Origin of the sequence: Pantoea sp. UBA5035 (genome assembly GCF_002415245.1) — a bacterium.
GTDB lineage: Bacteria > Pseudomonadota > Gammaproteobacteria > Enterobacterales > Enterobacteriaceae > Pantoea > Pantoea septica.
Window position 1 is genome coordinate 341,615 of sequence record NZ_DICD01000027.1, and the last position, 23,382, is coordinate 364,996.

At 60.6% G+C, this 23,382-nt stretch carries 24 protein-coding genes; 13 read left to right on the forward strand and 11 right to left on the reverse strand.

From position 1 onward, the window contains the following. Nucleotides 1–154: 154 nt before the first annotated feature. Nucleotides 155–928 carry a hypothetical protein gene (locus B3229_RS18420; protein WP_286873181.1) on the reverse strand — a complete coding sequence of 258 codons (774 nt, stop codon included), beginning with the start codon at nt 926–928 and terminating at the stop codon, nt 155–157. Nucleotides 929–1,224: 296 nt separating this feature from the next. Between B3229_RS18420 and B3229_RS18425 the strand changes: the two genes are divergently transcribed. Beyond that, nucleotides 1,225–2,172, forward strand: a complete 948-nt coding sequence (locus B3229_RS18425) for a zinc-dependent alcohol dehydrogenase family protein (RefSeq protein WP_286873183.1) — start codon at nt 1,225–1,227, stop codon at nt 2,170–2,172. A 177-nt stretch (nt 2,173–2,349) separates the two neighbouring features. On the opposite strand, the gene B3229_RS18430 is transcribed toward B3229_RS18425, so the two are convergent. Beyond that, nucleotides 2,350–2,640 (reverse strand): hypothetical protein, encoded by a 291-nt coding sequence (locus B3229_RS18430; protein ID WP_286873185.1) that lies wholly within the window; start codon nt 2,638–2,640, stop codon nt 2,350–2,352. Nucleotides 2,641–2,904: 264 nt separating this feature from the next. On the opposite strand from B3229_RS18430, the gene B3229_RS18435 reads away from it, so the two are divergent. From B3229_RS18435 to B3229_RS18445, 3 genes are all read left to right on the forward strand, one after another. Further along, nucleotides 2,905–3,201 (forward strand): hypothetical protein, encoded by a 297-nt coding sequence (locus B3229_RS18435; RefSeq protein WP_286873186.1) that lies wholly within the window; start codon nt 2,905–2,907, stop codon nt 3,199–3,201. Between the two features lie 147 nt (nt 3,202–3,348). Next, on the forward strand, nt 3,349–3,609 hold the full coding sequence (locus B3229_RS18440; protein WP_376747228.1) for a hypothetical protein: 261 nt from the start codon (nt 3,349–3,351) through the stop codon (nt 3,607–3,609). Between the two features lie 105 nt (nt 3,610–3,714). After that, nucleotides 3,715–4,635, forward strand: a complete 921-nt coding sequence (locus B3229_RS18445) for a nickel transporter (RefSeq protein ID WP_316716537.1) — start codon at nt 3,715–3,717, stop codon at nt 4,633–4,635. Here B3229_RS18445 and B3229_RS18450 read toward each other — a convergent pair. After that, on the reverse strand, nt 4,632–5,225 hold the full coding sequence (locus tag B3229_RS18450; RefSeq protein WP_286873190.1) for a TetR/AcrR family transcriptional regulator: 594 nt from the start codon (nt 5,223–5,225) through the stop codon (nt 4,632–4,634). The genes B3229_RS18445 and B3229_RS18450 overlap by 4 nt on opposite strands. Nucleotides 5,226–5,365: 140 nt before the next feature. On the opposite strand from B3229_RS18450, the gene B3229_RS18455 reads away from it, so the two are divergent. Next, nucleotides 5,366–5,761, forward strand: coding sequence for a RidA family protein (locus B3229_RS18455; RefSeq protein WP_048786288.1), 396 nt, complete (start codon nt 5,366–5,368; stop codon nt 5,759–5,761). A 210-nt stretch (nt 5,762–5,971) separates the two neighbouring features. Next, nucleotides 5,972–7,399 carry an alpha,alpha-trehalose-phosphate synthase (UDP-forming) gene (locus B3229_RS18460; RefSeq protein WP_286873191.1) on the forward strand — a complete coding sequence of 476 codons (1,428 nt, stop codon included), beginning with the start codon at nt 5,972–5,974 and terminating at the stop codon, nt 7,397–7,399. 13 nt (nt 7,400–7,412) lie between these two features. On the opposite strand, the gene B3229_RS18465 is transcribed toward B3229_RS18460, so the two are convergent. Both B3229_RS18465 and B3229_RS18470 read right to left on the reverse strand, forming a co-directional pair. Beyond that, nucleotides 7,413–7,763 carry a helix-turn-helix domain-containing protein gene (locus B3229_RS18465; protein WP_286873193.1) on the reverse strand — a complete coding sequence of 117 codons (351 nt, stop codon included), beginning with the start codon at nt 7,761–7,763 and terminating at the stop codon, nt 7,413–7,415. 156 nt (nt 7,764–7,919) lie between these two features. Then, complete coding sequence (locus B3229_RS18470; RefSeq protein ID WP_286873544.1) at nt 7,920–8,705, reverse strand: MipA/OmpV family protein; 786 nt, start codon at nt 8,703–8,705, stop codon at nt 7,920–7,922. A gap of 121 nt (nt 8,706–8,826) precedes the next feature. On the opposite strand from B3229_RS18470, the gene B3229_RS18475 reads away from it, so the two are divergent. From B3229_RS18475 to B3229_RS18500, 6 genes are all read left to right on the forward strand, one after another. Then, on the forward strand, nt 8,827–9,519 hold the full coding sequence (locus B3229_RS18475; protein WP_033746998.1) for a response regulator transcription factor: 693 nt from the start codon (nt 8,827–8,829) through the stop codon (nt 9,517–9,519). Beyond that, the gene (locus B3229_RS18480; protein ID WP_286873194.1) at nt 9,516–10,691 is read left to right on the forward strand and encodes a sensor histidine kinase; all 1,176 of its coding nucleotides are present in this window, start codon (nt 9,516–9,518) and stop codon (nt 10,689–10,691) included. The genes B3229_RS18475 and B3229_RS18480 overlap by 4 nt, the downstream gene beginning before the upstream one ends. Before the next feature lie 78 nt (nt 10,692–10,769). Beyond that, the gene (locus B3229_RS18485; RefSeq protein WP_286873196.1) at nt 10,770–11,921 is read left to right on the forward strand and encodes an efflux RND transporter periplasmic adaptor subunit; all 1,152 of its coding nucleotides are present in this window, start codon (nt 10,770–10,772) and stop codon (nt 11,919–11,921) included. After that, the gene (locus B3229_RS18490) at nt 11,918–14,983 is read left to right on the forward strand and encodes an efflux RND transporter permease subunit (RefSeq protein WP_286873197.1); all 3,066 of its coding nucleotides are present in this window, start codon (nt 11,918–11,920) and stop codon (nt 14,981–14,983) included. Before B3229_RS18485 ends, B3229_RS18490 begins: the two co-directional genes overlap by 4 nt. Before the next feature lie 97 nt (nt 14,984–15,080). Then, on the forward strand, nt 15,081–16,370 hold the full coding sequence (gene ptsJ / locus B3229_RS18495; RefSeq protein ID WP_286873199.1) for a transcriptional regulator PtsJ: 1,290 nt from the start codon (nt 15,081–15,083) through the stop codon (nt 16,368–16,370). A gap of 64 nt (nt 16,371–16,434) precedes the next feature. Beyond that, a complete protein-coding gene (locus tag B3229_RS18500) occupies nt 16,435–17,151 on the forward strand; it encodes a type 1 glutamine amidotransferase (RefSeq protein WP_286873201.1) in 717 nt (238 codons plus the stop codon). Nucleotides 17,152–17,193: 42 nt separating this feature from the next. Here B3229_RS18500 and B3229_RS18505 read toward each other — a convergent pair whose 3' ends face one another. Beyond that, nucleotides 17,194–17,487, reverse strand: a complete 294-nt coding sequence (locus B3229_RS18505) for a DUF1330 domain-containing protein (RefSeq protein ID WP_286873203.1) — start codon at nt 17,485–17,487, stop codon at nt 17,194–17,196. Nucleotides 17,488–17,606: 119 nt separating this feature from the next. Here B3229_RS18505 and B3229_RS18510 point away from each other — a divergent pair, with 119 nt between their 5' ends. Further along, a complete protein-coding gene (locus B3229_RS18510; RefSeq protein ID WP_286873206.1) occupies nt 17,607–18,512 on the forward strand; it encodes a LysR family transcriptional regulator in 906 nt (301 codons plus the stop codon). Here the strand turns inward: B3229_RS18510 and B3229_RS18515 are convergent. The 5 genes from B3229_RS18515 to dgoR all read right to left on the reverse strand — a co-directional run bounded on the left by B3229_RS18515 (nt 18,500) and on the right by dgoR (nt 23,284). Further along, on the reverse strand, nt 18,500–19,891 hold the full coding sequence (locus B3229_RS18515; protein WP_286873207.1) for an MFS transporter: 1,392 nt from the start codon (nt 19,889–19,891) through the stop codon (nt 18,500–18,502). The genes B3229_RS18510 and B3229_RS18515 overlap by 13 nt on opposite strands. 85 nt (nt 19,892–19,976) lie before the next feature. After that, a complete protein-coding gene (gene dgoD, locus B3229_RS18520) occupies nt 19,977–21,125 on the reverse strand; it encodes a galactonate dehydratase (RefSeq protein ID WP_033747013.1) in 1,149 nt (382 codons plus the stop codon). Next, a complete protein-coding gene (locus B3229_RS18525; protein ID WP_286873210.1) occupies nt 21,122–21,739 on the reverse strand; it encodes a 2-dehydro-3-deoxy-6-phosphogalactonate aldolase in 618 nt (205 codons plus the stop codon). The genes dgoD and B3229_RS18525 overlap by 4 nt, the downstream gene beginning before the upstream one ends. Further along, nucleotides 21,723–22,598 carry a 2-dehydro-3-deoxygalactonokinase gene (locus B3229_RS18530; RefSeq protein WP_048786301.1) on the reverse strand — a complete coding sequence of 292 codons (876 nt, stop codon included), beginning with the start codon at nt 22,596–22,598 and terminating at the stop codon, nt 21,723–21,725. The genes B3229_RS18525 and B3229_RS18530 overlap by 17 nt, the downstream gene beginning before the upstream one ends. After that, nucleotides 22,595–23,284, reverse strand: a complete 690-nt coding sequence (gene dgoR, locus B3229_RS18535) for a D-galactonate utilization transcriptional regulator DgoR (RefSeq protein ID WP_286873213.1) — start codon at nt 23,282–23,284, stop codon at nt 22,595–22,597. Before dgoR ends, B3229_RS18530 begins: the two co-directional genes overlap by 4 nt. Between the last annotated feature and the right edge of the window lie 98 nt (nt 23,285–23,382).

Genomic DNA, 23,382 nt, shown 5'->3' on the forward strand with positions numbered 1-23,382 from the left:
CCGGATAATCAATAATAGCCTGCTCCACTATCGACGTACGAACTGCGCGACTTTTCCATCCCCCCGATAATACAAAAGCCGCCATCGCTGGCGGCTTGGAAATCATCTCATCGCGATAAGCGCCAGCAGCCGGGCTGCCGTTGGCGCTGTGCTATTAATTCACCGTCGCGGTCTTCATCGCCGCACGCTGCGGCAACAGCCAGAGAAAGGCGATGATAATCAGCGCCAGCGTCAGCGAGGCGCTGTAGCGGCTCAGCGCAAGGCCGCCCGATGCGATGGGCTTATCCAGGAAGTCGCCCACCACCGCGCCCAGCGGTCGGGTCAGGATAAAGGCAGCCCAGAAGAGCGCGGTGCGCGAAAGCGCGGTAAAGCGGCTGGCAGCCCAGATAATGGCCAGCGCGCCGACAAACAGCAGGATCCCGCCGTCGTAGCCCAGTCCTTCGCTGTCTGCGGTCCAGTCGCCTAGTGCCGTGCCCAGGGTTTGCGAGAACATAATGGTGACCCAGTAAAAACACTCGGTGACGCCGTTGTTGACGGAATTCACGGCGATAGTGCCGCAGGTAATGCGCCAGATAAACAGCGAGAGAACCAGCAGCGTGCTCAGCAGCAGCGTGCCGCCCAGATAGCCTATCCCCAGCGAGCGATCGGCAAAGTCCGCCAGCGTGGTGCCGACGGTGGTGGTGGCAACCACGGTAAACCAGTAGATCCACTTATTAAAGCTGTGGCGTTTAATCTGCACCACGACGGCGACTAAAAAGATAATGGCGAAAATCAGCGTACCGGTCAGGTAGCCCAGATTCATCGACATGGTTACCGCATCGCCGCCGGTTTCACCCAGCGTAGTTGCAGCGATCTTAGTTAACCAGAACGCCAGAGTAACGGCAGGGACTTTGCTGAGGGTTTGAGAATCTGCGATCTTATTTTGCATAGGGGTAGGCTCCGGAAAAGCCCGAACTGGGCTAATACAGTGCTCACTCTATAGGATTATTCTTAAGCGAAGATTAAGCGCTGTGAATGTTTAAGCGAAATTATGAGACATGGAGATGCTGTTTTAGGGCGGTGAAAGAGAGATCTCCGCCTTTCCGCCGGCCGCATCGACTGAGCGCAGGGACAGCGAATCCTTAACGGCTGCATTTGCGTTCAGGGGTTGATAACCCAGGCGCTCAGCTTCACTATGCCTCTCCTGAGAGTGTAAATGGACGTTCTGAACGACAAGGGGGAAAGATGACAAACCGAGCCCTGGCTTACCGAAGTTTCGGCCAGCCGGAAGAGGTATTGCATCTGGAGGCGGGGGAGAAAGGCGAGCTTGCTGCCGACGCGGTCAGGGTAACGATGCGCTACTCACCGGTTAACGCTTCTGACCTCATCCCAATTACGGGCGCCTATCAGCACCGTATCACGCTGCCGCAGATTGCCGGCTACGAGGGTATGGGCATCGTTACAGACGCGCCGGCAGCATACCGTCATTTACTAGGGCGACGGGTGCTTGCTCTGCGAGGCGAAGGCACCTGGCAGAGTCAGGTGGATATTCCCGCCGCGCTCGCCATTCCCGTCCCCGATAATATTGACGACAGGCTGGCTGCGCGAGGGTATATCAACCCTCTTGCCGCAAAGCTGATGCTCGAGCACTTTTCACCGGCATGTAAAGATATCCTGATCACGGCCGCCGGGAGCGAGTGCGCCATGCTGCTAGGCCAGTGGGCGCTCCGCGCCGGCGCGCGCTCAGTGACGGGCATTCACCGCTCGCCAGTGCATGCGCTGAAACTTGAACAGTGCGGCATTACGCCGGTTCAGGAGCAGGAGAGTGAGGCCATCGGCTATTATGCCGCACGCGCCGGGGTCGTTTACGATGCCACCGGCGGCAGGCTTGCAGAAAAGATCCTTGAGCTGATGCCGCTGACCGCTCTCTTTATCAGCTATGGTCTTCTGTCTGGCGAGGTGTTCCGCGCTAAACATCATCTGCCGAAAATTCACTGGTTCCATGTGCGGCAGTATCTGGCGGCTGTTGGCATACATGGCTGGCAGCAGATGTTCAGAGACCTGTGGCCGCTGCTTGCGGAAAGCTATGCCCACGACGCGCGGATATTTACCTTAGACGAGTGGAAAGCCGCCTTAGAGACTTATCGTACAGCGGGACGAACAGCGAAACCGCTTATAGAGCTGGCCTGTTAAAAGCGATTATTCTGGCGGGTGGTGGCTGTTTGCATCTGGCATAGCCGGGGCGCAGTTTGCACCTGCCAGGCCTGATAAAGCCCTGAATAGAGAGCAGACGAGTTCCGTGTACCACAGCAATTTTTAAGTTTGCTTTAGTGATGGTTAACCACCATTAACGCGTCGAGGACGTTCTTCTTATCCAGGGTTGATGACACGCAAACCTGACCAGCATCGCTCCTCGGAACGGGTGACCAGGATTGAGGAATCTTTACTCAAACTGCTTACCAGAAGAACGATTCGGTCCATTAAAATCCCTATGGTTTCAGTGCCCGCGTAAACAAAATCATTGGTGGGCAGGGCGTAGGTAAACCCTTTGTCGCACATAACGTTATGGGTAAAGCCATTTTCAAGCATGGTAATATGCAGCTCAATGCGTGTTTTCTCGGTCTGCTCTTTAAGCTCAACCTGAATAGTATAACTGGTCATGATGATACCCTGATGGTGTTGAATTTAAGATTTCTTAAATTATAGAGCATGCACAGGATAAAAGGTGAGCAATTAAGATATGTCTTATCCCAGAGGCTAGCCGATCATCCAGACGCGTCTGGCAAACCAAAGGAGATGCGCGCTGTTGTCAGGCCTTCCTGCCGCTGGCGTTGCGCTGTTATAAAGCCTGGGTGATCATTTCTCTGACGCGTGGCGTACGGCGAGATCCGCTACAATGTCGCTTCCCTTAATAGCAGGAAAAACATGGTGAAAGCATTCACGGTCGCCGTTCTGATACTGGCGCTGACAGCCTGCTCCAGCTCCTCCGGGCGAAATTTTGATACGGCGAGCATTCAGAAAATACGCGCGGGAACGACCACCCGCGCCGAGCTTATTGAGATGTTCGGTCCGCCCGATACGGAAACGCCTTATCCCAACGGGCAGCAGCTGCTGATGTGGAACTACAGCGAAGCGAGAACGCTCGACACGACGGCAGGCAAAACGCTAACCGTGCAAACCAAAAATGGCCGGGTGTTTAACTACACGCTGAGCAAAAGCTGACCGGCATATCGCCGTCTCTCTCAGCGCATAAAAAGCGCATAAACTGCGTTTTTTTCGCACCATTGCCCGCCGCCGTGCTGGGGTAGTCTGTCCCTCTTATCTCAAGGGGGAATCATGGATACACGCACTATTGCTGTTTCGCTTGTTATGGCCATCAGTTTGCTCTGGATCCGGGCTTCGGCGGCGCAGTCGCCGCAGCAGACCGACGATCAGGTACGTCAGCTGATTATTGAAGATTCGATCGCCGCTTATCCAGGCGTATGCGCGTGTCCCTTTAATTCCGCACGTAATGGCAGCTGCGGCGGGCGAAGTGCCTGGAGTAAGCAGGGCGGCTATGCGCCAGTGTGTTATAAAAAAGAAATAACCCAAGAAATGGTCGACGAGTGGCGTAACAGTTATGGGGCCTGACCGGACCCGCAAACGCGGGTTTTAAGACGGCGGCTCTACGCCATACGATAAACCTGGCAGGATAGTCTATTGAAAAACGATCAACGCAGCGCCGCCTCACTGATAATGCTACTGAGTTTTAGCGGCGTAATGGGTGTAGCGCTGCTTTATCTTTTTGCCCGCCACTGGGGCGAGTTTGTGCAGTACTGTTTCACCCTGCAAATTTCACTGCATCGCTATCTGGTGCAGTACCTGCTTCTGCAGCGCGACCATCACATCAAGGGCGGGCTGATGCTGATAGCAGGCAGCTTTACCTACGGCTTTCTGCATTCGGTTGGTCCTGGCCACGGCAAGTTTGTGATTACCACCTGGCTGGCCACGCACCGGGAAAAACTCAACGCCAGCCGCCTGATTACGCTGGCGGGCAGCCTGATGCAGGGCATCGTCGCGATTCTTTTCGTGCTTATCCTTGCCATCTCGCTGAATCTCTCCATGGGCGATCTCAGTGCAAGTCGCTACTGGATGGAAAAAGCGAGCGCATTGCTTATCGCAGGTTTTGGTATGGTGCTTATCGTGCGCGCGATCGGTGGCGATCGCCTGCGCATGTTCAGCGCCAGAGCGTCACGCCATCAGCATGATGCGGCCTGCGGCTGCGGACATAAGCATCAGCCTAACGCCGCAGATCTCACTGGCGGCTGGCGCAATGCGGCCTGGGTTATTGCCGGCATCGGCATCCGTCCCTGTAGCGGAGCGCTGATGATCCTGGTCTTTGCCAACGCCGTAGGCATGTTCAGCTGGGGCGTCGCGGCGGTGATGGCGATGTCGCTGGGCACCGCGGTCTCCATTATGATGCTGGCCACTTGGGTGCATTACTTCAGAGAGTGGATGCTTGCTTCAAACCAACCCGTGATAATGCGCTACGCGGCCTCGCTGGGCAGAGTGGCGATAGTCGCGGGCGGAATGGCGCTTATCCTTTTTGCGGCGGTGCTGTTTTCCACCGTGATCCCGGTCAGTGCGAACGGCGATTTTATCACGGCAGGCTGCTAGGCCGTCTGACGCATACCGTTCACCAGCAGCGTGAACACCTGAACGACTTTCGGCAGCGCCCGCTGCGGATCGTCGCTGGCGGCAATCCACTGGGCGGCATTGAGCGCGGCGCTATTCAGCAGGCAGGCGGTGGCGTCCGGGTCTACCGTTTTAACGATGCCGCGTTCCAGCATGTCGGCAATGCGCTGGCGGGTGGATTCAAGGCAGCTGTTCTGGCTTGGCCACTGAGCCGGATTGCCTAAGAAAGCGGGGCCATCCAGCAGCACGATGCGCCGCACTTCCTCATCCAGCGCCATCTTGATATAGGCGATCCCTTCCGCCAGCAGCTTTTCCCACTCATCTCCAGCATCCGCCGCGGCATCCCGGGCGCGCTGCGCCATCTCGCTATCTATCTGAGTGACGACGGCGGCAAGCAACCCCTTTTTATCGCCGAAATTATGATACAGCGCGCCGCGCGTCAGATTGACGCTGGCGGTCAGCTCATCCATCGATGCGGCAGCAAAGCCTTTTTCCGCAAAGGCTTTTCGCGCGGCGGCAATCAGCCTGGCGCGGTTTGCCTCCATGGTTTCGACGCGGCGTTTCACAGCCATAGCGACTCCTTTGTCACATACGTAGCGTATCTGAGTTGACATACGGCGCGTATGTGTGATTAATGGGACATACGCCGCGTATGTTAAATTATTTATAGCGGCTGCGCATCCCGCTTGATGACCTGACAGAAGGAAATGCCATGAACCAGCCTCAACCCGTTTTCCCGGCTAACCGCCACGCGCTCTATGAAGAGCATGGCTATTCCGCCGCCATCCGCTCCGGCGATTTGCTGTTTGTCTCAGGTCAGGTCGGCAGTCGCGCCGATGGAACGCCGGAGCCCGATTTCGCCGCGCAGGTGCAGCTTGCTTTCGACAACCTCCGGGCGACGCTGGCCGCCGCCGGATGTACCTTTAACGATCTGATTGACGTCACTACCTTTCATACCGATCCGGAAAAGCAGTTTCCGACCATTATGCAGGTCAAACACGCCGTATTCCCCGAACCGCCTTACCCGAACTGGACGGCCGTTGGCGTCAACTGGCTGGCAGGCTTCGATTTCGAAATCAAGGTGATTGCCCGGATCCCCGCCCACTAAACAGAGCGACGCCTTTACTCAATTTTTATTTGCGCGCGTCTCATTAATACAAAATTTTTATACGGCCCATGGTTGAATCTTCTGCAGCACCTGCCTAAGGAGAATCAACCTGATGAAATGCCTCAACCTGACCTGTCTGCGCTTCCCTTTAATCTGTCTGATTTACGCTCGCCGTCCGGCACTAATCCGGAGGCACTACAGGATCCTTCCATGTCAGGCTTAATTCTGGTTTCACATAACTACTCTCAGCACGCCACGCTCTCGGCGCTGTATGAAACTATCCTGTCGCGCCGCGGCGGACTATGGGTTAGCTGGAACGGGAAATGCGAAGCGATCGCGCCCGACACGCTGCGTACGCTCTCATTCCGCCACGGAAAAAATTTTGACACCCTGACGTTTCCGCTGACCCAGGAAGAGTCGGATGCCGGCTACCACGGCTACGTGCATCAGGGACTGTGGCCCGTTTTTCATCAGCGTCCCGATCTGGCGCGCTTTACCCACCACGGCCGCCGTCACTATCAGAAAATAAACGAGGCCTACGCCCGGGCGATCGCGGAGTATGCGATGCCGGACGATCAGCTCTGGATCCAGGACTATCATCTTATCCCCTGCATAAAACTGCTGCGCGAGGCGGGGCTGCTCAACCGCACCGCATTTTTCTTTCATCAGCCGTTTCCTGCGGGGCAGGGATTCGAGGCGATTCCAGACTGGCAGTGGCTGGCCGAGTCGCTGCTGTGCAGCGATTTGATCGGCTTTCAGACCCTTCAGGACATGAATAACTTTCTGCTGTGGATCGAAAGCGAATACCGCACCGAGCGTCTCAGCGCTACCCGCGTACGCGTCCATGGCCGCATCATTACCACCGGCGTCTTTCCGGTAGGGATCGACCTGGAAGATGTGGATTATCTGAAAGAGAGCAACAGCTGTCGCCTGATGGAGCAGCAGTGCCGCGACACGCTGCCGGAACATACCGTGCTGAGCGGCGGCCATCTGGATAGCAGCGCCGGGCTGCCGTATCGCCTGAGCGCCATGGAGGTACTGCTGCGCGCCCATCCCGAGCATGAGGGATCGATTCGACTGCTGCAGCTCGCGTCAAAGGCCGCCGGGCATCTTCCGCGCGTCAAAGAGGTCGCTCAGGATCTGGAAAGCCTGTGCGGCGAAATGAACGGCGCACACGGCATGCTGGGCTGGTATCCGGTTAGCTGCCTGACGCACGCCTACAGCCGGGAAGAGCAGGCGGGCATCTACCGCGCGTCGCGCGTCGCGCTGGTGACGCCGCTGATGGCCGGCATGAGCCTGATGGCGAAAATGTATGTGGCGCTGCAGGACCGCGCCAATCCCGGCGTGCTGATTCTGTCGCAGTTCGCGGGCGCCTCGGAGCACATGGACGGCGCGATTGTCGTCAATCCCTACGATCCCGACGCCATTGCCGACGCTATCCATACCGCGCTGCGGCTGCCGCTAAAAGAGCGTCAGAACCGGCACGCCAGACTGATGAAAGGCATCCGACGCCTCGACTGTCACTGGTGGGCCGACAGCCTGCTCGCCAGCCTGAACGAGACGCAGCAAGAGGAGAGCCTGACGCCGCAGGAGAGCAGCGCGTTGATCGCGGGACGCTACGGACGCCTTCGCTACTAGCAGACATAGCCAGCTAATCTCGCCGCAGACGCGCCGCCCGCATCGTGCGCCGGTACAGGCCGGGAGGCATGCCGTATTGACGGCTAAACGCCCGGCTAAGCGTCTGCTGCGACTCAAACTGATAGCTGACGGCAATATCGGCAATGCGGCGATCGCTGGTTATCAGTTCGCTGGCGATCGCTTTCATGCGTTCCAGACGAATAAACGCGCCGAGGCTGATGCCGTGATAAAGAAGAAAGCGCCGGTTTAAATACCACTGTGAATAGCCAAACCGGGCGGCAATATCCCGAAGGAAAAGGCGGCTAGCGATATTGGCCTTGATCCAGCGTGTAAGTTCAGCGAACAGATGCGGTTCCGATAGCATTGATTTTTCTCCTGCAGAGCGCGGCAGCCAGCGAAAGTTTCCACGCCGGGCGTGGCGATTTCAAAAGAGATAGAGCGCCCATGCCAGCAAATATATCGCGATGCACAGTAAATAGACGGCGATAAGCGTGAGCAGATCCTTTACCGAATACATCAGTCAAAAGCTGTAGGTGATGGCGAGCGTGCCTATGCCTTCGTCGCGGCGGAAAACCACCGGGCTCGCCGCCGCACGATCGCCGAGCCAGCTGTAGCCTGCGCTGACCAGGCTTCCCCAGTTGGCATCAAACTGATGACTCCAGCTGAGCGTGGTTTGCACCCCATAAAATCCGCCGGGCGCGCGGTAGGGTTCAAAACCAGCGCGGCGGCTTTGCGCGGCGCTGACGCCATACCAGAGATGCATATAGCGGGCGTCCCCAAACAGCGCCGTCGACTGCAGCGCCAGGGTATCGCGCGTGGATTGCAGCGGCACCAGCGTCAGCGACGCCTGATAATTGACGCCTTGATCGTCGCTGAGCGGCAGCACCGCCTTGCCCTCAGCGCTGAGCCAGGGCGTGACCTGCCAGCCCAGCGCCAGCGCAGTATTGACGCTGGCGTCGATGCTGCCCATGCCTTTGAGCCTGTCGGCGCCGTCGCGCCAGTCGGCGTCTTTATCGGCGCGGCCCAGGCTGTAGCCCAGGGTATGCTCGAGGTAGAAGCCGCCGTCGCTCTGCAGATCGTAGCCGACGCCTTTCTGGGCATCGGCAAAAAAAGCGCCGCGCCTTGCCTGAAAAATCGGCACCGGCTGCAGCCGCATCTTATCGGAGCCGCTGTAGCGCGGCGCATACTGCGCGCCCAGGCCGATCATGAAGCTGTCCTGCGTCTCGCCGTCATCTGCGCGCGCCGCCGCGGCGCTGGCGAGCAGTGCCAGTCCGGCCATGTACAGCGTCGTATTTCTGGTTATCATCATCTCTCCTCGTCATCCGTTTTCTCCGCCCTTGACGGGCGATCGTACCGCCAGCCGGAACTATCCGGCGGACGTGTCAATAAACGGCCAGGGATTTATGAAGAAAGTGTCAAGGTGAGCCATGCAGAACAAAAAGATTCTGATTATCGAAGACGACGCCAGCGTGGCAGAGGTGCTGGAAGCCTATCTGCGCCGGGAAAACTATCTGGTCAGAGTCGCGGCGGACGGCGTGTCCGGGCTGGAGCAGGCCGAGCGCTGGCGGCCCGATCTGGTGCTGCTCGACGTTATGCTGCCCGGCCTGAACGGCACAGAGGTGCTGGCAAAGATCCGACGCGGCAGCGATGTGCCGGTTATTATGGTCACGGCGATGGGCGATACGCCGGATCGCATCGGCGCGCTGCGCTACGGGGCGGATGACTACGTGGTCAAGCCTTATCATCCCGGCGAGGTGGTAGCGCGCGTGCAGGCGGTATTACGACGCAGCCACCCTAAGCCGCCAGCGGAAGAGGTGCTGCGATGGGGCGCGCTGGAGGTCAATACCGCGGCCATGACGGTGACGGTGGAGCGAGGAGAGGGCGTAGCCAGCCTCGATATCACGCCGACAGAATTTTCCTTGCTGGCCACCCTGATGCGCGCGCCGGTGCGCGCGCTGAGCCGCCAGTATCTGCTTGAGCAGTGTTTGCCCGAAAGCGACGCGCTGGAGCGCGTAGTGGATACGCACATCTATAACCTGCGGCGCAAGCTGGAAGCGGCGGGCATCGCGGAGGTGCTGCTGAACGTGCGCGGCATCGGCTACCGGTTCCGACAGCCATGAAAAAAACGCATCCGCAAACCCTGTGGCGCTGGCTCTGCGTACGCATTCTCACCCTGGCGATCGGCACCGTGGTGCTGATCGCGCTCTGCATGTGGCTGCGCTTCACGGCGCAGTATCTCTGGATCACCTGGCATATGCCGCCTGATGTGCTGAAAACCTTTTTGATCCTGCGCGAGAATCCGCAAATCGATCCCGCTCGCTTTCACCAGATTGTCGATAGCTGGTGGGGCATTCGCTATTCCGATCCCTCTATCGCCTCGGCTGACTGGATCACCGTCGGCATTCTGGTGCTGGTGACCATTCCGTTTATCGCCTATTTTGGCCTGCGTCATGCCCGGCCGCTTTCGGCGCAGTTCAGCCAGCTCAGACGCGCCGCGGAGAGCGTAACGGAAGGGGATTTCGGCGCGCAGGCCGCGCTCACGCCTGGCGCGCCGGCGGAGCTGGCGCATCTGGCGCAGAACTTTAACGCCATGACGCGACAGCTGGCGCGCTATGACAAAGAGCTGCGCGCCTCTCACGTCGCTATGGCGCATGAGCTGCGCTCGCCTCTGACGGCGGCGATGGTGCGGCTGCAGGCGCTGATCGACGGCGTATTCACGGCGGATCGGCGGCAGCATGGGCTGATCATGGAGCAGTTAAGCTGTCTGCGCAGGCTGATTGATGAGCTGCATCTGCTTTCGCTGGCCGACGCGGGGCAGCTCAGCCTGGACACGAAACCCTGCAATCCAGCAGATCTGCTGCGCGAACGCCTGCTGTGGATTAGGCCGCAGCTTGATGCGGCGGGCATGCGCGCGGAGATTGGGGTAACGGAGAACGCGCTGCTGAATATCGATCCGTTTCGGCTGGGACAGGTATTGACCATTCTGCTGGAAAATGCTCTGCGCTATGCTGGCTCCGGCGGCAGGATAATGCTCAGCGCCCGCCGCTGCGATGAGGGATATGAAATCAGCGTTCAGGACAGCGGCCCCGGCGTGCCGCCGGCCTTTTTGCCGATCATGTTTGAGCGCTTTACGCGCGGCGAGGCGTCGCGTGCGCGTCACTCCGGAGGCAGCGGGCTGGGCCTCTCTATCGCACAGGCGATCTGTCAGGCGCACGGCGGCGCCATCGCGGCGTCGCTTCCGCCTGAAGGCGGTCTGCGGATGCGCATTCTGCTGCCCGGCCCCCTTTCTTGACACGCTCTTGATGGTTCACCGCAAGAATCTCGATAATTAAGCGGTGTAATGGCGCAAACGTTACTCAGGAACTGCGCCATGTCTGATGAACTTACCGCCCTGATCGAGCAGGGCGCCGGGCATTTGCTCGTTACCCGCCATCTCAACTGGCTGCCGCCGCTGCTGCCGGGTTTGATGCTGATGGTCGTCATGCTGACCGGCTGCGATCGGCAGCGGCCAGCCAGCGCGCCGCCGCCGCCGCGTCCGGTCAAGTGCGTGACGGTCGCGCCTGCGGCCGTCTCGGCGCCGCTCCTTACCGGCGACATACGCGCCCACGATGAAACCATGCTGAGCTTCAGGCTTGAGGGCAGGATCCTGACGCGCAGCGCCGAGCCGGGCGCGCGATTTCGGCGCGGCGACACCCTGGCCACGCTCGACAGCCCGCAGGCCCTTAGCCAGATGACCCGCGCGCAGGCGGACCTCGACAGCAGCCGCGCCGCCGAAAAAGTCGCCGCGCTTACGCTGCATCGCATGCGTCTGCTGATGCCGTCCGGCGCCGTCGCCCGGGCGCAGCTCGATACCGCTGCGGCTGACTGGCAGGCCGCGCTGTCGCGGCTGCGGAGCAGCGAGGCGGCGCTAAAGAACGCGCTGGAAAACCTGCGCTGGCGCGCGCTGACTGCGCCCGATGATGGAATAGTGATCGGCGTTAGCGCGTCGGCAGGCCAGGTGATCAGCGCCGGAGAGGCGGTCTATAGCGTCGCCTTCGGCAGCCGTCGGGACGTGGTATTTGACGTCGCCGCGCCCTACAGCGTTTCCCGGCGGCCCGACGCGGTTTTTCACGTCGCGCTGCTGCGCAATCCTGCCGTCGCCACCACCGGCCATCTGCGCGACGTCAGTCCGCAGGCCGATGCCCAAACGCGCAGCTGGCGGGTACGCGTCACGCTGGACAACCCGCCGCCGGAGATGGTACTGGGCGCAAGCGCCACGATCGCGCTGCCCGCAGCAGAGGGCGAGCCGTTAATGACGCTGCCGGCCGCCGCGCTGACGCGGCTGGCGGGAGAGCCGGCGGTGTTCGTGCTGGATCCGCTTCGCAGCCTGGTCCGCCGTCGCGTCGTGCGCATCGCCGGCTATGCGTCGGAGTCGGTGCTGATTCGCGCAGGCATTGCGCCGGGCGAGCGAGTCGTGACGGCTGGGGTCAGAACCCTGCGCGACGGCGAGCGGGTGACGCAGACAGAAGGCATATCTTTATGACGCCCGCCTTCAATCTTTCCGCCTGGGCGCTGCGCCGCCAGCAGCTGATGGCGTTCCTGATGCTGCTGATCGTGGCCGCCGGCGTTGTCAGCTACCAGCAGCTCGCGCGCAACGAAGATCCCGCCTTCACCATCAAAACGGCGGTGGTCTCCGCACAGTGGCCAGGCGCGACGCTTGACGATACGGTTCATCTGCTTACCGATCCGCTAGAGAAAAAGCTGCAGGCGATCCCCATGCTCGACTATGTTCAGAGCGAAACGCGCGCCGGACGCAGCGTGATCTTCGTTAATCTGCGCGATGAGACGCCGCCGGAGCGGGTTGCCGATATCTGGTATCAGGTACGAAAAGCGATGCAGGACATCGCGCCCGCTTTACCGCAGGGCGTGCAGGGCCCCGCCGTCAACGATGAGTTCGAGGATACGTTTGGCACAATTTACGGCTTCACAGGCGACGGCTTTAGCCTGCGAGAAGTGCGCGACCGCGTCGAGGCGATCCGCCGCGACCTGATGAGCCTGCCCGACGCAGGCAAAGTGCAGCTGCTGGGCGAGCAGCAGGAACAGCTGGTGGTCGCCTTTTCACCGCGTCAGCTCGCATCAATGGGGCTGGATCTGCAGCAGGTTGCGGACGCCCTGCACGCGCAGAATGTGGTGGCGCCAGCAGGGACGGTGCGCACGCCGGAGGATAATATTGCCCTGCGCGTCAGCGGCGCCTTCCGCAATGAGGTGAGCCTGCGTGCGGTGACGCTGCGCCTCAACGGGCGCTATGTGCCGCTTACCGATATCGCCACGGTGACGCGTAGGGTGGCGGAGCCTCCGGCTCCGCTGTTTCGCGTTAACGGCCAGCCGGCAATCGGCCTGGCCATTTCCATGGCGCCCACCGGGAACATGCTGGCGTTCGGCCAGGCGCTGCGCGCGCGCATGCGTCAGGAGGGCGCGCAGCTGCCGCACGGCATAGAGATGACGCAGGTTGCCGATCAGTCGGCGGTGGTGAAACAGGCGGTCAGCGGATTTCTCCGCGTGCTCGCCGAAGCGGTGGTTATCGTGCTGGCCGTCTCCTTTGTGTCGCTGGGGATGCGGGCCGGTCTGGTGGTGGCGGCTGCTATTCCACTGGTGCTGGCGATGACCTTTGCCTGTATGCATCTGGCCGGTATCGGACTGCAGCGCATCTCGCTCGGCGCGCTGATTATCGCGCTGGGTCTGCTGGTCGATGACGCCATGATCGCGGTGGAAACGATGGTGGCGCGCCTTGAAGCGGGTGAGTCGCGCGCCGACGCTGCGATCGGGACCTTTAGCGCGACGGCCTGGCCGATGCTGGCCGGCACGCTGGTCACCATCGCGGGTTTCATTCCGGTTGGCTTTGCTGCCTCGAGCGCCGGCGAATACTGCTACACCCTGTTTGCGGTGGTGCTTATCGCGCTGCTCTGTTCGTGGATCGTGGCGGTGCTCTTCTCGCCGCTGACCGGCAGCTGGCTGCTGCCGGCCCGACTGCCGCCGCAGGCGTCAGACAGTCGCGGGCTGAGCGCGCGCTATCGTCGCCTGCTTGAGCGCATTCTCCGGCATCGGCTTATCACCCTTGCTCTCGCTCTCGCCGCGCTGTTGCTGGCGGGCGTGGGCGCTACTTTTATGCAGGGCGAATTTTTTCCGGCGTCCGACCGGCCCGAACTGCTGGTCAGTCTGGCGCTGCCGGCGAACGCCTCGCAGGCGGCGACGCTGCGTCAGACCCAGCGGCTGGAGCGCGCGCTGTCGGCCAGCCGCGATATCGATCGCTACTCCGCTTACGTGGGAAGCGGGGCGGTGCGCTTTTATCTGCCTATGGAGGTTCTGCTGGAGGATGAAAACATCGCCCAGCTGGTGGTGGTGGCGAAGGACCTGGCGGCACGGACGCGGCTACAGCGCTATCTCGCCGCGCTGCTCGCCCGGGAATTCAGCGATATCACCACCCGCGTATCGCCCCTTGAACTGGGGCCGCCGGTTGGCTGGCCGGTGCGTTATCGCGTCAGCGGCCCGGATTACGCACGCGTTCAGGCGCTGGCGGAACGGCTTGCCGCCGCGCTCGGGCGATCCCCTCTGACGCGTGAGGTGAATCAGACGGCGGGCGAGCCTGAGCGGGTGGTGACCCTGAAGGTGAACCAGACGGCCGCGCGCGCCGTAGGGCTCTCCTCAGAGCAGATTGCCCGCTATCTCAACACCCTCTGGTCTGGCGCGACGATCACTCGCGTGCGCGATAGTGACCGGCTGGTTGACGTGCTGCTGCAGGGCAACGCGGCGGAGAGAAACGATCTCGGCAGCCTCCAGGCGCTGATAATAACGGCGCCGACGGGCGTGAAAATCCCGCTGGCGCAGGTCGCGACGCCGCAGTGGGGGCTGGAGGATCCGGTGATCTGGCGTCGACAGCGTCTGTCGTTTATCACCGTGCAGACCGACCTGCCGCCCGGCCTGCGCGCCGAAGCGGTGTCGGCGGGCCTGCGCCCGATCCTCGACAGATTCAGAGCCAGCCTGCCGCCAGGCTACAGCATCAGCGAAGAGGGCGCCGTAGCCGAATCGAACAAGGGCAACGGATCGGTTTTCGCCGTGCTGCCTGTCACGCTGCTTTGCATGCTGACGCTGCTGATGATCCAGCTTCAGCGCTTCTCCCGCATGCTGCTTGCGCTGCTGATGGCGCCTTTTGCCCTGCCGGGCATCGTACTGGCGATGCTGCCGACCGGCACGCCAATGGGATTTGTGGCGCTGCTGGGCGTTATCGCGCTGGCGGGCATGATTATCCGCAATGCGGTGATACTCATCGCCGAAGCGGAGAGCCAGCTAAGCGCGGGCCGCCCCTGCAACGAGGCGATCGCCGCCGCCGCCATGCACCGCGCGCGACCCGTGCTGCTGACCGCCAGCGCCGCCATTCTGGGCATGATCCCGGTTTCGCATCAGATTTTCTGGGGCCCGATGGCGCTGGCGATTATCGGCGGGCTGATTGCCGCGACGCTGGTTACCCTGACGGTGCTGCCGGCGGCGCTCAGCCTGGTGATGCAGGCGGAAGCGCGTGCCAGGACGAGACGCCAGTCGAGGAGCTAATACGGTTGCAATAGAGCGGGTCGGATGAATTTTGATAGACAGCGCCGCCAAACCTGGCCATATTGTCATAGGTCAAAAAAACTATTGTCATAGAACTATGAAAATACCAGGTAAAAGCGCAGGCGAAATCGTTGAGCAGGTCAGGGCGAAAATTGCGTCCGGGGAACTGAAACCGGGTCAGACGCTGCCTCCCGTACGGGAGCTTGCTGGCTTGCTAAAGATCAATCGCAACACCGTTGCTACCGCTTACAAACGCCTTATCGACGCGGGGTTCGCCGTCTCGCGTGGGCGCAACGGCACCGTGATACGCGGTTTTATCACTTCCCCGATGGCGCAGGAAGGTTCAGCGCCAGATATGGCGCTGCGCGATTTGGCGGGCGGCAATCCTTGCCGCGATCTCTTGCCGACGGTGAGCCTTGCGCCCGATCGGCCTGGCCTGTATGGAGAGCGCGCTATCAGCGAGGAGATGGAGCAGATTGGCCGCCGCTGGATGGATGAAGATGTAGACTCATACGCGCTCAATCTGACCAGCGGCGCGGTGGATGCGGTCGAGCGTCTGCTTAATTGCTATCTTATCGCGGGCGATCGGGTCGGGGTGGAAGATCCCTGTTTTCTTAGCAGCATCAGCACGCTGGTGCATAACCGCCTGCAGGCCGCGGGCGTGCCGATGGATGTTGAGGGAATAGAGGTAAAGCCGCTGGCCGAACTGCTGGCTTCGGGCATACAGGCGCTAATCATTACGCCGCGTGCGCACAATCCAACAGGCTTCGGGCTGAGCGCGAAGCGGGCGGCGCAAATTCGCGCGCTGCTGTCACACTATCCCCAGGTACTGGTTATCGTTGACGATCACTTCTCGCTGCTTTCCACTCAGGATTATCACCATATTATTCCGCAGACCACGCGTCACTGGGCGCTTATTCGCTCAACCTCTAAATTTCTCGGCCCCGATATGCGGCTCGCCTTCGTCGCCAGCGATGATGAAACGTCACGGCGCCTGCGGCAGCGCCTGAACGCCGGTACCAACTGGGTCAGTCATCTTTTGCAGAAGGCGGCTGCGAGCGCGATAGGTTCTCCCGGTTTTTACGAGCAGATTGAAAGAGCGAAAAACGCCTATCGCGTCCGCCGTCAGCTTCTGACCGATCTGTTGCGGCGCCATCACTTTCAGGTTTTCGACAAACATGACGGACTGAATCTGTGGATTCCGCTGGAGCGCGATAGCGCTGACCTCGTCATGCAGCTGGCGCAGAGGGGCTGGCTGGTTCGAGGCGGCGAAGTGTTTGGCCTGGCGCGCCCCGCACATGGAGTGCGAATTACCGTTTCCGATCTTGAGTCGCCCGAGGCTGAGGAGTTCGCTCTTCTGACAGGCAGCCTGAGATCGCCAGCCTGACGGCAGACTACGTTTTTCGCGCTGACCGCGCTTGTTCCTGCTTACATCACGGAGTTTATTTGCCATGCGCATACATTTTATTATTCACGAAAGCTTTGAAGCGCCGGGAGCCTATGAGATCTGGGCTAACAATCGCGGGCATCAGGTGACCTGTTCGCGGGTTTATGCCGGCGAGCCGCTTCCTGCCTGCGTCGAGGATATCGATTTTCTTATCGTCATGGGTGGACCGCAGGATCCGGCAACCACTACAGAGGCGTGTCCGCACTTTGACGCTAAGGCCGAGCAAGCGGTCATCTCGGCCGCGGTAAAAGCCGAAAAAGCGGTTATCGGCATCTGTCTGGGATCGCAGCTGATTGGTGAAGCGCTTGGCGCGCCGTTCGCCCACAGTCCTGAGAAGGAGATTGGCAAATTCCCTGTATCGCTGACCGAGGCGGGCAGGAAACATGCGCTATTTAAACACTTTGGCGACACGCTTGAGGTAGGGCACTGGCATAACGATATGCCAGGACTGACGCCAGAAGCCGTCATCATTGCCTATAGCGAAGGATGTCCGCGCCAGATTGTCGCTTATGGCGAGCGAGTTTACGGCTTCCAGTGTCACATGGAGCTGACGCCGGATGTAGTAGAGCGCCTGATTGCCCATTCAGAAAACGATCTGCGCCGTGCGGCCGAATGGCGTTTTGTTCAAACGCCAGACGAATTGCGTGCGCACGACTATCGGGAAATGAACCAGGCGCTGTTTACCTTTCTCGACAAGCTGGCTGAGCGCTGCGGCGCGTAATCCTCATCAGCGCATCAGCGCATCAGCGCATCAGCGCCGACGTCAGGCGCTGCCTTCGACCAGCACAAAGGTGCCGGTGGCCGCGCCCGCGCGCAGCTTTCGTGCGGCCTGATAGGCCGGGCTCTCATAGAAGCGCTTCGCCTCGGCAAAAGAGGCGAATGCGAAAATCACGTGCCGCTCATGCGCTTCGCCTTCCAGATTTTCATATTGTCCGGACCAGGCGACGATTTCCGGGCCAAATTCCCGCATCGCCTCGCCGGCGGCGCTGGCGTATTCCGCGTAGGCCGCGGCGTCCGATACGGTAACGTGAGCGATTAAATAACCTTTTGCCGTCATGATAAGTACCTTCGTTCGTTAACAGGGCTTTAAAAGCAGGGTGTAAAAGGAGTTTATTGAGTATTAAACTGCGCATAAACGGGTGAGATAAGAACACGCTGTTACCGGAATAGTGAACAATGAAGAATCTTGAGGCGCTGCTGGTCTTTGCCCGCGTGGCGGAAATGACGAGCTTTACCCGCGCGGCGGAAAGCCTGGGCATGCAGAAAGGGCGCGTATCGGCGGTGATACGCGAACTGGAGGCGGAGGTCGGCGCCACGCTGCTGCACCGCACCACGCGCAGCGTGCAGCTCACCGAGGATGGCCGCGCCTTTTATTTCCGCGCGCGGGATCTGCTGGCGGAGGCAGAAGAGTTGCAGTCGATGTTCGCGGATCAGGGCGCGCCGCTGCGTGGGCGGCTGCGCGTCGATATGCCCACCGTGCTGGCGCAGTCGGTGGTGATACCGGCCTTGCCGCAGCTGATGGCGGCGCATCCGGCGCTGGAGATTGAGCTTTCCAGCACCGATCGCCGCGTCGACCTGGTGCAGGAAGGGTTTGACTGCGTGATCCGTCTTGGCCCCGTTGCGGATGAGACGCTGATTGCCCGGCCGTTAGGCAAGCTGCGCATGATCAATGCCGCAAGCCCGGCCTATCTTGCCCGTTACGGCACGCCACGCACCCTCAAGGATCTGGTTACTCAGGAGCACCGTATGGTGCACTACGTGAGAAATTTCGGCGCGAAACCCGACGGATGGGAATATCCGTCGGGCGACGGCTACAAAACGCTGATGCTGCCGGGCATGATGAAGGTGAACAGCGTTCAGACTTATCACGAGGCCGGGCTGGCGGGGATGGGACTCATCCAGGCGGGCTACTCCGCGCTGGCGCCGCATCTCGCCGCCGGCGCGCTGGTGGAGGTGCTGCCCGATCTGCGTCCCGCGCCGCTTAACGCCTTTTTCGTGGTGGCGCACCGCCGTAGCCTGTCGCAACGCGTCAGGGCCTTTATGCACTGGACGGAGGCGCTGCTCAAACCCTATTTTGACTGAGGGGTCTCCAGCGGACGCAGACCGTTCCGGCTCTCTTCAGGTTCGGCGATGCGTTTGACCTCGCCCACCAGCAGGATATAGGAGAGCGCGCCGATTAAGGCCACCGCCGCGATATAGATCAGGGCCGGGCCAAAGCCGTAATCCTGCGCCAGATAGCCGATCACCAGCGGAACGGTAATGCCGCCCAGCCCGCCGACGAAATTGAACACGCCGCCGGTCAGGCCAATCAGCCGCATCGGCGCCAGCGACGACACCAGCGACCAGGTGATCGACGCGAAGCCGTTGCCGAAAAAGGCCACCGCCATCAGCGTCATAATCCAGACCGGATCGTCGGTGTAGTTGGCGCCCATAATGCAGGTGGAGATCAGCAGTCCGCAGATAATCGGCGTTTTACGCGCTGCGCCGAGGGAATAGCCTTTCTTCACCAGTCTGTCCGCCAGCCAGCCGGAGAGCAGCACGCCAACAAAAGCGGCGAGGAAGGGCACCGTGGTCATAAAGCCCGCTTTCAGCGCGGCGATGCCTTTTTCCTGAGTCAGATAATTTGGGAACCAGGTCAGGAAAAACCACAGCGTCGAGGTCACGGCGAACTGTCCCAGATAGACGCCCAGCAGTTTGCGATGAAACACCAGCTTCCAGTCGGCTTTGCTCAGCGGCTGACGCGCTTCTCGGGTGGCGGGCGCATCGCCGTCAACCAGACCGCCGCCGCGCTGAATATAGTCGAGCTCCGCCTTGCCGATACCTTTGGTAAGACGCGGCGGCTGGTAAACCCTGAACCAGACCAGCGACCAGATAATGCCGATACCGCCGGTGACGATAAAGACCCAGTGCCAGCTCAGCAGCTCCTGAATCCAGATTAACAGCGGCGTCAGAAAGGCCAGGCCGACAAACTGCCCGGATGTGAAGAAACCCACCGCGGAGGCGCGCTCCTGTTCCGGGAACCAGCTGGTGACCATGCGGTTATTGGTGGGAAAGGCGGGCGCTTCGAAGATGCCGGTCACGGCGCGCAGGGCGATCAGCGATATCAGCCCGGTGGCGAAGCCCTGCAGCAGGGTCGCCACCGACCAGCCCAGAATGGCGATAAAATAGGTCAGCCGCGAGCCAATACGATCGAGAAACCAGCCGCCGGGGATCTGGCACAGGGTATAAAGCCAGGCGAATGCGGAGAAGACATAGCCCATCTCTGCTTTAGTGATGCCGAACTCCTGCTGAATATGCGCGGAAGCCACGGCCAGATTAGCCCGGTCGACGTAACAGATCACGACGGTAATAAAGATCATCAACAGCGTGAGATAACGACGTCGCCCTGGTTTTGCATTATTTACGGAAATATCCATCGCAATCTGTCTCCAGATTTTGGGCATGGCGAAGCCGTTCACCATGCCCTGTTATTTACAGAGGGTGTGTTTTCTATTTATGTATTGTCAGATAATCCGCGGCGAGCGGAGCCGGGCTAAATAATGCGGTTTACCACTCCGCGACGGAGCCGTCCGCATGGCGCCACAGCGGATTACGCCAGTCTGGCGCGTTTTTGCTGCGTTCGATCACCTGCTCCTCGTCAATTTCCACGCCGAGTCCCGGTTTCATTAAGGGTTTAAAGAAGCCGCCTTCCATGCTGAAGTCCGCTTTGTTTTTCACAAAGTCGAGCAGCTCCGCGCCCTGGTTGTAATGAATCCCCATGCTCTGCTCCTGGAAAACCGCGTTGCGCGAGACGAAATCGACGTGCAGACAGGCGGCGAGGGCGATCGGGCCGAGCGGGCAGTGCGGCGCGAAGGCGACGTCGTAGGCTTCCGCCATGGCGGCGATTTTAACGCACTCGGTGATGCCGCCGGCATGGGAGAGATCGGGCTGCAGAATCGCCAGTCCGCCCGCCTCGAGCACGCGTTTGAACTCAAAACGTGAGAACATGCGTTCGCCCGCCGCGATAGGAATAGCGGTTTGCGCCGCCAGCCTCGGGTAATATTCCGCCTGCTCCGCCAGAACCGGCTCCTCGATAAACAGCGGGCGGTAGGGCTCAAGCTCTTTGATCAACACCTTCGCCATCGGCGCGCTCACGCGGCCGTGAAAGTCGAGGCCGAACTCAATCTTATCGCCGAACGCATCGCGAATTTGCGCGACGGTATTCACCGCGGCGTCGACTTTACGCGAGTCGTCGATAATGCCCAGCTCTTCGCAGCCGTTGAGCTTGAAGGTGTCGAAGCCGATTTCGCGTAACGTATGGATGCCGGCGATTACGTCCGCCGGTCGATCGCCGCCCACCCAGCTATAGGCTTTGATTTTATCCCGCACCAGGCCGCCCATCAGTTGCCATACCGGGGCGCCCAGCACCTTGCCTTTGATATCCCACAGCGCCTGATCGATGCCGGCGATGGCGCTCATCATGATCGGGCCGCCGCGGTAAAAACCGGCGCGGTACATCACCTGCCACAGATCGTTGATGCGCGCCGGATCCTGACCAATCAGGTAGTCGCCGAGTTCATGTACGGCGGCTTCGACGGTGCGCGCGCGTCCCTCGATAACGGGTTCTCCCCAGCCGACAACGCCTTCGTCGGTTTCGATTTTAAGAAACATCCAGCGCGGGGGTAAACGGTATGTGGTGAGCCGGGTTATTTTCATTTCACTGCCTCTCTGTATGCCTGAACAAATGCGGCCGCCTGCTGCGCGGTTCGCTCCACGGGCTGACCGGCGCGATAGAGATCGCTGCCGAGCCCGGCGCCTGCGCAGCCCGCCTCAAGCCACTGCGCCAGGTTTTCTGGCGTAACGCCGCCCACGGCCAGCACCGGCACGTCGTCGGGCAGCACCGCTTTTAGCGCCTTGATGTAGCCCGGGCCGAACGCGGAGGAGGGGAATATTTTTAACGCCTGCGCGCCGGCCTCCAGCGCGTTAAAGGCTTCGCTGGCCGTCGCGCAGCCGGGACAGACGATCATGCCGAGGCTCACGGCGTGGCGGATCAGCGCCGGCTGAATATTCGGCGTCACGATAAGCCTACTGCCCATCTCCGCCAGCCTGTCCACCTGTTCGATTTTCAACACCGTTCCGGCGCCTATCAACGCCCTGTCGCCGTAAGCCTCGAGGATCAGCGGGATGCTGAGCTCCCACTGCGGCGAATTGAGCGGAATTTCCACCGCATCGAAACCGGCGTCGATAACCGCGCCGACATGCGCCACGGCCTCGTCGGGCGTGACCCCGCGCAGAATCGCGATCAGGGGAAGTTCAGTTTGCCATTGCATTAACGATGCTCCTTATGCCTGCCTGAAAGGCGGTATCGCCGGCTATTACGCTGGCCTGCTGGCCAACGGCGGCCAGCGCCTGGTGATAACGGCGGGTCAGCGATTCTCCGCCGACGAGGGCGATCGGCTGATGGCCAAAGCGTTCGCGCATCGTGGCGACCTCCGCACCAATCAGCAGACCGGATAAAAATTCGCTGACCTCTTCAGGGGCCAGGCTGCCGAGGATATGCGCGGCGCGGATCTCGAAGATCTGCGCCAGCAGCGCCGGCGTCGCAATTCCGCGCGCCAGCCCGGCGTCAAACGCTGTTTGCGACGGCTGCTGCTCAGGCAAACCGGCGCCAATGAGCGAGTGGCGCAGCAGCAGAGCGTGAAGTTCGCCGGTCATCACGGTGTGAAAGTCGCAGATACGTTCGTTGTCGACCTGCACCCATTTGCAGTGCGTGCCCGGCATCACGTAAAGAGGCGAGGGCGCCAGCGCGTGCGCGCCGAGCAGCTGCGTTTCTTCGCCGCGCATCACGTTATGGTGATCCTCATGGCTGACGCACAAACCGGGCACGATCCAGACGTTGTGGTCGACCGGCGTCAGCTGCTCGCCGATCGCTGATAAGCGGGCGGGCAGCGGCAGATAGGGCACGCTTTTCCAGCCCACGTTGCTGCCTACCATGCCGGCCATCACTACCGGCGTCGCGCCGTCGCGCCATCCCTGCGTGACCTCGTCTAATACCGCCTGCGGGCGCTTTCCGTTCAGCCGGGTAACGCCCGCTTCTGACTCTCTGCTTTCCTGACAGCGTTCGTTGTCGAAAAGCCAGGCGCGCAAATTGGTGGAGCCCCAGTCAACGGCGATATAGCGAGATCTCATGTGATGTCCTTTAACCTGTGTGTCGAGCTGGCGATCATGGTGTACGCCGCCTGCTCTGCCGCATCGCCGTTCTGCAACCGTATGGCGTCGAACAGCGCTTTATGTTCGCTTAGCGTTTTCGGCATATTGGCCTCGTCGCCCTGCCAGGTGCGCTCGAAGACGGCGCGCTGGAGGGAGCTTATCGCCACGCTAAGCTGTTCCAGCACCGGGTTGTGTACCGCGCGCAGCACCGCTTCGTGATAGCGAATGTCCGCTTCGTTAAAGGCGTCCCGGTCCTGGTTGTTGGCGATCATGTCGTTGAGCGCCGCTTCAATCTGCGCCAGATCCTGCGACGTCGCGCGCTCCGCCGCCCAGCGGGCAATGGCTGGCTCCACCAGATTGCGCACTTCGCTCATGGCCGCGATCAGGCGCGGATCGTCGTCGTTTTGCAGCACCCACTGCAGTACGTCCGAGTCGAGGTAGTTCCACTGATTGCGCGGCGTGACGAAGGCGCCGTAGTAACGCTTTATTTCAATAAGCCGCTTCGCCGTCAGCGAACGGAACACCTCGCGGATGATATTGCGTGAGGTGGCGAACTCGTCGCACAGCTCCGTCTCGGCCGGCAGCGGCGCGCCGGGCAGATATTTGCCGCTGACGATCTGCTGGCCCAGCGTAATCACGATGCGGTCGGTTTTGTTGAGGGTCATAGAAGCTCCTTGTACCTGCCTGTTTGCTTCTACTTTACCCCGAGCGCTCAGTTTTGCCTCATGTTTGAAGTACAACGCAGACGTAAGCAGCTATCAGT